At 59.4% G+C, this 6,669-nt stretch carries 9 protein-coding genes; 4 read left to right on the top strand and 5 right to left on the bottom strand.

What is annotated here, in order from left to right; all coding sequences use genetic code 11:
- Positions 1 to 155: 155 nt before the first annotated feature.
- From FLO80_RS21490 to FLO80_RS21480, 3 genes are all read right to left on the bottom strand, one after another.
- On the bottom strand, positions 156 to 815 hold the full coding sequence (locus FLO80_RS21490) for a hypothetical protein (protein ID WP_149187103.1): 660 nt from the start codon (positions 813 to 815) through the stop codon (positions 156 to 158).
- 57 nt (positions 816 to 872) lie between these two features.
- A complete protein-coding gene (locus FLO80_RS21485) occupies positions 873 to 1,661 on the bottom strand; it encodes a hypothetical protein (RefSeq protein WP_149187102.1) in 789 nt (262 codons plus the stop codon).
- Between the two features lie 71 nt (positions 1,662 to 1,732).
- Positions 1,733 to 2,743 carry a replication initiator protein A gene (locus FLO80_RS21480; protein WP_149187101.1) on the bottom strand — a complete coding sequence of 337 codons (1,011 nt, stop codon included), beginning with the start codon at positions 2,741 to 2,743 and terminating at the stop codon, positions 1,733 to 1,735.
- A 402-nt stretch (positions 2,744 to 3,145) separates the two neighbouring features.
- Here FLO80_RS21480 and FLO80_RS21475 point away from each other — a divergent pair, with 402 nt between their 5' ends.
- Positions 3,146 to 3,406 carry a CopG family ribbon-helix-helix protein gene (locus FLO80_RS21475; protein WP_149187100.1) on the top strand — a complete coding sequence of 87 codons (261 nt, stop codon included), beginning with the start codon at positions 3,146 to 3,148 and terminating at the stop codon, positions 3,404 to 3,406.
- Entirely contained in the window at positions 3,403 to 3,711 is a 309-nt protein-coding gene (locus FLO80_RS21470; protein WP_149187099.1) for a type II toxin-antitoxin system RelE/ParE family toxin, read from the top strand. The genes FLO80_RS21475 and FLO80_RS21470 overlap by 4 nt, the downstream gene beginning before the upstream one ends.
- Before the next feature lie 14 nt (positions 3,712 to 3,725).
- On the opposite strand, the gene FLO80_RS21465 is transcribed toward FLO80_RS21470, so the two are convergent.
- Both FLO80_RS21465 and FLO80_RS21460 read right to left on the bottom strand, forming a co-directional pair.
- Positions 3,726 to 4,292: a hypothetical protein gene (locus FLO80_RS21465; protein WP_149187098.1), complete on the bottom strand. Its 567-nt coding sequence runs from the start codon at positions 4,290 to 4,292 to the stop codon at positions 3,726 to 3,728.
- Positions 4,289 to 4,549, bottom strand: coding sequence for a hypothetical protein (locus FLO80_RS21460; RefSeq protein WP_149187097.1), 261 nt, complete (start codon positions 4,547 to 4,549; stop codon positions 4,289 to 4,291). The genes FLO80_RS21465 and FLO80_RS21460 overlap by 4 nt, the downstream gene beginning before the upstream one ends.
- Positions 4,550 to 4,702: 153 nt before the next feature.
- On the opposite strand from FLO80_RS21460, the gene mobQ reads away from it, so the two are divergent.
- Together mobQ and FLO80_RS21450 are read left to right on the top strand one after the other, a co-directional pair.
- Complete coding sequence (mobQ, locus tag FLO80_RS21455; protein WP_149187096.1) at positions 4,703 to 5,929, top strand: MobQ family relaxase; 1,227 nt, start codon at positions 4,703 to 4,705, stop codon at positions 5,927 to 5,929.
- 154 nt (positions 5,930 to 6,083) lie between these two features.
- On the top strand, positions 6,084 to 6,521 hold the full coding sequence (locus FLO80_RS21450; protein WP_149187095.1) for a hypothetical protein: 438 nt from the start codon (positions 6,084 to 6,086) through the stop codon (positions 6,519 to 6,521).
- The last annotated feature ends 148 nt before the right edge of the window (positions 6,522 to 6,669 follow it).

Here is a 6,669-nt window from a genome sequence, read left to right as displayed (position 1 = left end):
AAGAACCGCGCATAGCGCCAACCCGGACCCCCGCAGGCCCGCCGCCGCTGCGCTATGTGAGGGCTACGCAGCGCCGGGCCTGCTCAGCTCAAAGGGGTCAATTTTGAATGCCGATAGGGGGTCAGCTTTGGATGCCGATTGACACGGGTGACCGCTTATTTGACAGTTCGCGGTCGATCACCCCGCTCGTAGGATTGCTCGATCAGGCGTTCAATGTGTTTCACGAAATAGCCAAATGAAGAGAGACAGTGTTCGATATAGGCGTATTTTACTATAACCTCACCATGGGCCACGTCCAAACCTGGGCATTTCTTGATTCTATCCAAATCGTTCTTCTTGATTGAGCTAGCATCCCCATTTTCGTGAACAAGGATATTTCGCACGAAGATGAGGGTCCGAAGGGCTTTCCACGCGTCGCTAGGGAATTTGCACTGCCCGTACTTCTCGAGAAACTTCCTGTGCTTATCCCACTTATCCCCCTGCAAGTCATTCGGTTGGAAAACCAAGCTCCGGTCGAGGATGGCGTTTAGCCGTCCTGATGCACTCGCGAGATAACGTTCGAGGAGCGTGGTCAGATAGATGACATGTGAATAGCGCATTCGGTCGCTGTAATACTCGACAGGTATCAATCCACCGTCGTCTACGTCGCTGAATGCCGCGCCCGCGCCCTCCTGCTCTTGGATCCAGCGCAGCTCTTCCTTCTGCATTTCCTTGATGACCTTCTCGGTCTCATCGGCATACCACTTGAACAAGCCCAACTCGTTGTTGTCGAAAACGCCTTCATCCTTGACGGAATTGAGCATGGCTTTCCACATTGAGTGCGGAACTTCCGACGATTGGTTCTTTGGAAACTCTCCCATGCTTACCCCGCTCTACGCTTCGGAACCCGCGCCGTTCAGATGAATGTCTAGCCTCTCCCTCATGAAATCCGCTCTCATCCTCTTCATACGCTCGATGATCTCCTGGGCGCGAGGCACATCAAACTGCCCATCCACGGTGGCCTGCTCAAGGACCGATAGCTCGGACCGCATCATCCTGACCACAGGCTCGGATAAGCCGCTTATTACCAGCGCCGCGTCTTGATCAAACGTGATGGGGTCCGTTGTGTGAAGAGTCGCGAGAGTGAATTTGAACTTCACGATCATCTCATGAAGATCCCGCAAAACGTCCATCTGCGCTTCAATTTTCTTCCAGTCTGCGCCAAACCCTCGGCTCACGATGTCGAGCAGGCAGACATGCACCGCGCCGAGGACCGTGAAGTCGACGGCGAGGCGACCTTTCTTCCACTCGATGCCTTGATGGGCGTCCTCGGCGTTGGGATAGTCTGCCAACACTTCCGGCAGGTACTCGTCCTGCAGGTTGTAGGCGGTCCCGCGATGCGCTATCGACTCTTGAACTGAGACCAGTTGAGCGAGCGCCGTCCGGCGCTGAGATTTTCCCGACGGTTCAGCCGCGATTTTTGAGATAATGTGTCCTAGAATTTCGTGGCGCCAGTAGCGTAACCGTTCTTCGTCGGATCCGACACCTACGCCAATATCCCAGAACGTTTTGATCGGGGATCGGGCGGGGGCCGAGTATTTTGTGCCGAGTAGGGAAATTATGTTCTTCTCGGTAAGGCGGAGGCCGACACTTCCCTTCAGGGCGGAAAATACTGCTGACATTTCTTCCTCTATTTCAATTTACAATTGCGTGTCACTTACCAGTTGAATGCGTCGGCAGTTTGGCGGTTCTGTCACCGAAGCGTCTTCTGCTTTTTGCAATAGGCAACGAAGGCTGCGCCGGTGTTCTTGGGCGGGTTGCCCTTGGCGGTTTCAGAGCTGGCAAAAGCTAACCAATCTGAGCGAAGGGCGTAGTAATCCCGGCCTTTCTCCCTGGCGATGCCACGCGCTTTGTCCTCGGCCCATTCCGGCAGTCTGATCTCGGGTAGGAGCTCGCTCTGCGGCGAGCGCGGGCGGAAGATCACCAGGTCATCCTGGGTCAGCTCCATGCGATAGAACGGCGTGTGATCGTCCTCAATGATCTGGCGGATGTTCAGCCGAAACTTCTTCAACGGCGCGTTGCTGCCGGTTTTTTCCTGAAGCTTGGCGAGGCCGATCTGCCACTTTGGCTGACCCCCGCAGTGCTTGCGGCCGATCTCATACAGGCGGCGCTCAAGCGGGCGGCGCAGGCGGAAGTAGTCGTTCGAGATCGTCACAACCTCGTCGCCGTCGATCGCGCGCATCACCCAGTCGGACAGGATTACCTCGCAGTAATCGAGCCGCCACTTGCCCTCTTCCTTCATGACAAACCCGCTGCCCGATTCAAGCAGGCTGAAAAAGCGCGTCTCACGCTTGTTTCCGGTCTGAATGTCGGTCTGGAAGGTCGTGCCGATAAGCCTCTGGAACGCTTGTTCCAAGCGTTGATACTCGATCCCGCCCGTCTTGCGGTTGGTGGTAATCAGCAGCTCGCGGGCGCTGAAACGCACCCGTTTCCCGATCTTCTCGCCCCGGTTCTTGCGGTGCATGAGCTGGCTCACGCAGAAAATCAGAATGTCCTTGTCGAAGATCGTGGGCAGGCCGACCCCGGACGGCACGATTTTCAGCCGGTTGTCGCCGCCGCGATATTCGAGGTGGCGCATGTCCGGCTTGGTGGCGAGCGAGAACAGAGGGTGCTCCATCGAGGCCATGTCGTCCTTCGGCACCACATCGGAAATGTCGAGGATGAAGAAGTCCTTTTGGGGGTGTCTGTCGGGGAGCAGGGGCATCCATTCGCCTTGGGTGAGTTCGTTATATCAGGAACCAGCATCGGGCAGGACCGACCAGCTCGTCAAGTTCGTTATATCAGGACCCATTTTGAGGCTGAATCCGTTCGTTAGTTTCGGAACCCAGATTCGTTAGTTTCGGAACCCAGATTCGTTAGTTTCGGAACCATGTTGGTGGTTTTCTGTTTCGGCAGCAACAGGTTAAGGGAGATTTTTGGCTCCGTAACATACTCCGTAGGTAACACTATTAACACTAGACGGATTTCTGGTTCAGCCTGGGATTCTGATCACCGTTGATCGAGCGGATCAGGCAGGGATGTGAAGAGTTCGGCTGATTCAACCTTTCCAAAGAACCCAATCCGGTATATGTGTTCAGATGTACACATGCTTAGAAAGCACTCTACCATGACCACCAGCACCACAATGACGATCCGGCTCGATCCGCAACTGAAAGAAAAACTGGGAAGATTGGCCGACGGGACCCGGCGCAGCCGGTCCTTCTTGGCGGCCGAGGCCGTGGAAACCTACGTGGACCGTGAACTGGCAATCATCGAGGGCATTGAGCGCGGTCTTGAAGACGTGCAAGCAGGCCGGACGGTCAGCCATGAGGACGCAATGGCGACCGTGCGGCAAGCGATCAAGGTTGCGGCAGGCGGCACGGCGTGAGCCGACCTGTCCGCTGGTCCACCGATGCGCTGACCGATCTTGCGGATCAGGTCGCCTACATCGCCGCCGAAAACCCCTCCGCTGCCCATCGCGTGGCCGATGCCATCGACAAAACGGCCCTGGCCCTCGGAGACATGCCGACAGGACGCCCCGGACGGGTGACAGGCACCTACGAGAAGTCAGTGACGGGCTTGCCCTACATCCTGGCCTATGCGATCACGCAGGGGGGCGGCGAGGAAACAGTGGCGATTGTCCGGGTGATCCACACCGCCCGAGATTGGCCCGCCGAGAAATGGCCCGACTGAGCGGAGATCTTCGCTCAGTTTTCTGCTGGAGGCGCTTGCCTGATCCAGAAGGCGCAAAAGCTGGACCCGTTGTCCTGGTCCACGACCTGCCCACCGAACCATGATCTGCCACAGTTGTAGCGCACCAGATCATCGACCGAGAGGGCAGACTTGGCCGTTTCCGTCCCATAGGCCAGCAGAACGCCCAGAGCGGCCCCTGTGGCGAGCATGGAGGTGAGCCATACCCAGAACCCGCCAAAATAGCGCCACGCCTGCCTGCGGGCCTCTCCGGCGGCTTGTGAGAGGCTTCTGGCGGCTTCGAGGCTCTCGGCGCGGGTTTTGCTGATAGCCCTCTCAGCGGCGCTCGCAGCGGCTTTGGCGGTCTCTTCACGGATCACTGCCGCAACGGCCAGCAAGCGATTGTCGATAGCCTTCTGGATTTCGGGGCCAACCTTGAACATCCGGTCCACGCCTTCAGTGAGCATTTCGTGCAGGGCTTCCGCGTCTTCCTTGTCGAGACTGGTCCGCTTCAGGCGTTCCATGTCCTGCCGGATCAGGGTGATTTCATCGACGAGCTGCTGGAAGGGGTCTTTGACGCTCATGGACGTTCCGCCTTCGCAGCGACGCCATCCAGTTCTTCCAGCAACCCGATCAGCTCTTTCTGATCGACTTCGCGGGTGACGGCCCGACGCAGGAGGGCGGCGAGGGCGCGGGCTTTTTCCGGGTCTTTCAGCGCGTTGGAGATTGCCACCGATCCAACGATGATCTTGCGGCGGGTTTCGCTGGCCTTCTGTCGCTCTTTCAGGCGGGCCAGCTTGGCCTGCGTCGCTGCAATCTGTTGATCAATACTCCGCGCCATTCTGACCTCCGCGTTCCTGACATTTGTTGATTTCTCGCAAGGGTTGAGGCAAGGTGCAAGACACGAAGTGCCCACTTATACAAATGCTGCGCATTTGTGTGGGCGGGGGAGACTGGCGTTTCCCCTCGACCCCTAAGCGAAGTGCGGCCCCGAATGGCAATCTATCATCTCAGAGCTTCGATGATTTCCCGCAGTCAGGGCCGCAGCGCCACGGCGGCTATCGCCTATCGCGTGGCGGAGCGTATCGAAGACCGCCGCACCGGGCTGGCCTTCGATTACGCGGCGCGGGGTGGTGTCGATCACACCGAAACCCTCGCGCCTGACCACGCCCCGGATTGGGTCTTCGACCGATCCGAGTTGTGGAACCGGGTCGAGGAAGCCGAGACCCGGAAGAACAGCCAGGTTGCCCGCGAAGTCCGGGTCGCCCTGCCTGCCGAGCTGACCCATGCGCAGCGGGTCGAGCTGGTCCGGGGGTTCGCCCAGGAACAGTTCGTGGACCGTGGCATGATCGCGGATATCGCCCTGCACGCGCCGGGACGCGATGGCGATGATCGCAACCACCACGCCCATATCCTGCTGACCACCCGCGAGATTGGCCCCGAGGGCTTCACCACCAAAAACCGCGACTGGAACAAGGTCGAGGTTTTGGAGGGCTGGCGGGAGGCATGGGCGCGGGACAGCAACGCCGCCCTGGAACGCGCCGGCATCGAGGATCGCGTAGACCACCGGACCTTGGAGGCGCAGCGCGACGAGGCGCTTGAGCTGGCCACGGCAGCGCGGGAGCGCGGCGACGAGGGCGCGGAGCTGGTGCAGACTGTGCGGGCCATCGAGCTGGACCGCCCGCCGTTGCCCCAGCTCTCCCCCGGCGCGTGGCAGATGAAGGAACGCGGCATCGAGGTCGGGCGGGTCGGGGCCTGGCACGAGGCCAAGGCCCGCGCAGCCGAGGTGATGGAGCTGGCGCGGGATCTGGCAGGCCAAGTCCGCGACTGGCTCGACCGCGCGGCGGATCGCGTTCTGGACCGTCTGGGGCCGGGGCAGTCCGAGCTGGCGCTTGCCGGGGGCCGGGATGGCCGGGAGCAGGAACCCGACCTTGCCACGCGGTTGCGGGAGGCGTGGGAAACCCGGAAGGAGGGTCGAGAGCGGCAGGAGACCGAGACCTCAGAGCGGGAGGCACCGGACGATTTGGCGGCACGTTTGCGGGCCGCGGCTGCCGGGATCGACCGGGACGCACTCAGTGACCGGGTTTCTACGCTGCGCGATGGTCGTGAGGCCGACGAACGGCATGACGCACGGGAGCAGGAGCACAGAAAAGAGCTGGAACAGGAGCAGGAGAGCGAAGTTCATGCCCGCCGGGACAGGGGGCACGATCACAGCCTGTAGAGCCAGATCGGATCGGAGACGTCCGAATGGCCCGGTGGTCATGGCATTGTCCTCGATAGAATGTAACCCGGCCTTGGCGGGTGTTTCCAATGTGTGTATCCTGAACAGCAAGAAAACCAAGGGGAAACCCCCGTGAAATACAGGCGGAAACACCATGAAGCTGACACTTGGACAGGCGGCGAAAACCGCGAAGCGTTCGAAAGGAACACTATCAAAAGCCCTTAATTCCGGGGGCATATCTGCGGAGAAGGACGACAAGGGGCGCTGGCAGATCGATCCGTCAGAGCTTTCTCGGTGGATGTCTGCGAACCCGTTTCCGAACGGGGAGAAAAACCAAGTGGAAACCCACTTGGAAACGCATGAAAACAATGCCTTGAACGTCGAAGTTAAGATGCTTCGAGAGCGGATCGACGCCATCACCGCCGAGCGAGACCGGGAACGCGGCCAGCTTGTCGATCAGATAGAGGATTTGCGTGCTCGCCTGGACGGAGCAGAGGCTGAGAGAGTTCGGTTGAATGCGCTTCTGACGGATCAACGCGAGAGGTCTGCGCAACAAATCAAGCGCGGGTTCTGGGCGCGCTTGGTCGGGTGACTGTGAACAGGCGTGCAAAATTGACCCCGTAGCGGGGTAATCGGCGTCCAAAAGTGACCCCCCTGATATTTCTGTTTTGATGCTTCCTCAGATGCATGAGGGAGCGAGTTGGGGATGTTGGTTGTGGAGACGATTGCGAAGATCAGGC

Origin of the sequence: Aquicoccus porphyridii (assembly GCF_008369105.1) — a bacterium.
In the GTDB taxonomy this organism is placed as follows: domain Bacteria; phylum Pseudomonadota; class Alphaproteobacteria; order Rhodobacterales; family Rhodobacteraceae; genus Aquicoccus; species Aquicoccus porphyridii.
The sequence above is the reverse complement of the archived record's forward strand: the minus strand, read 5'-3'. Positions and strand labels throughout refer to the sequence as shown.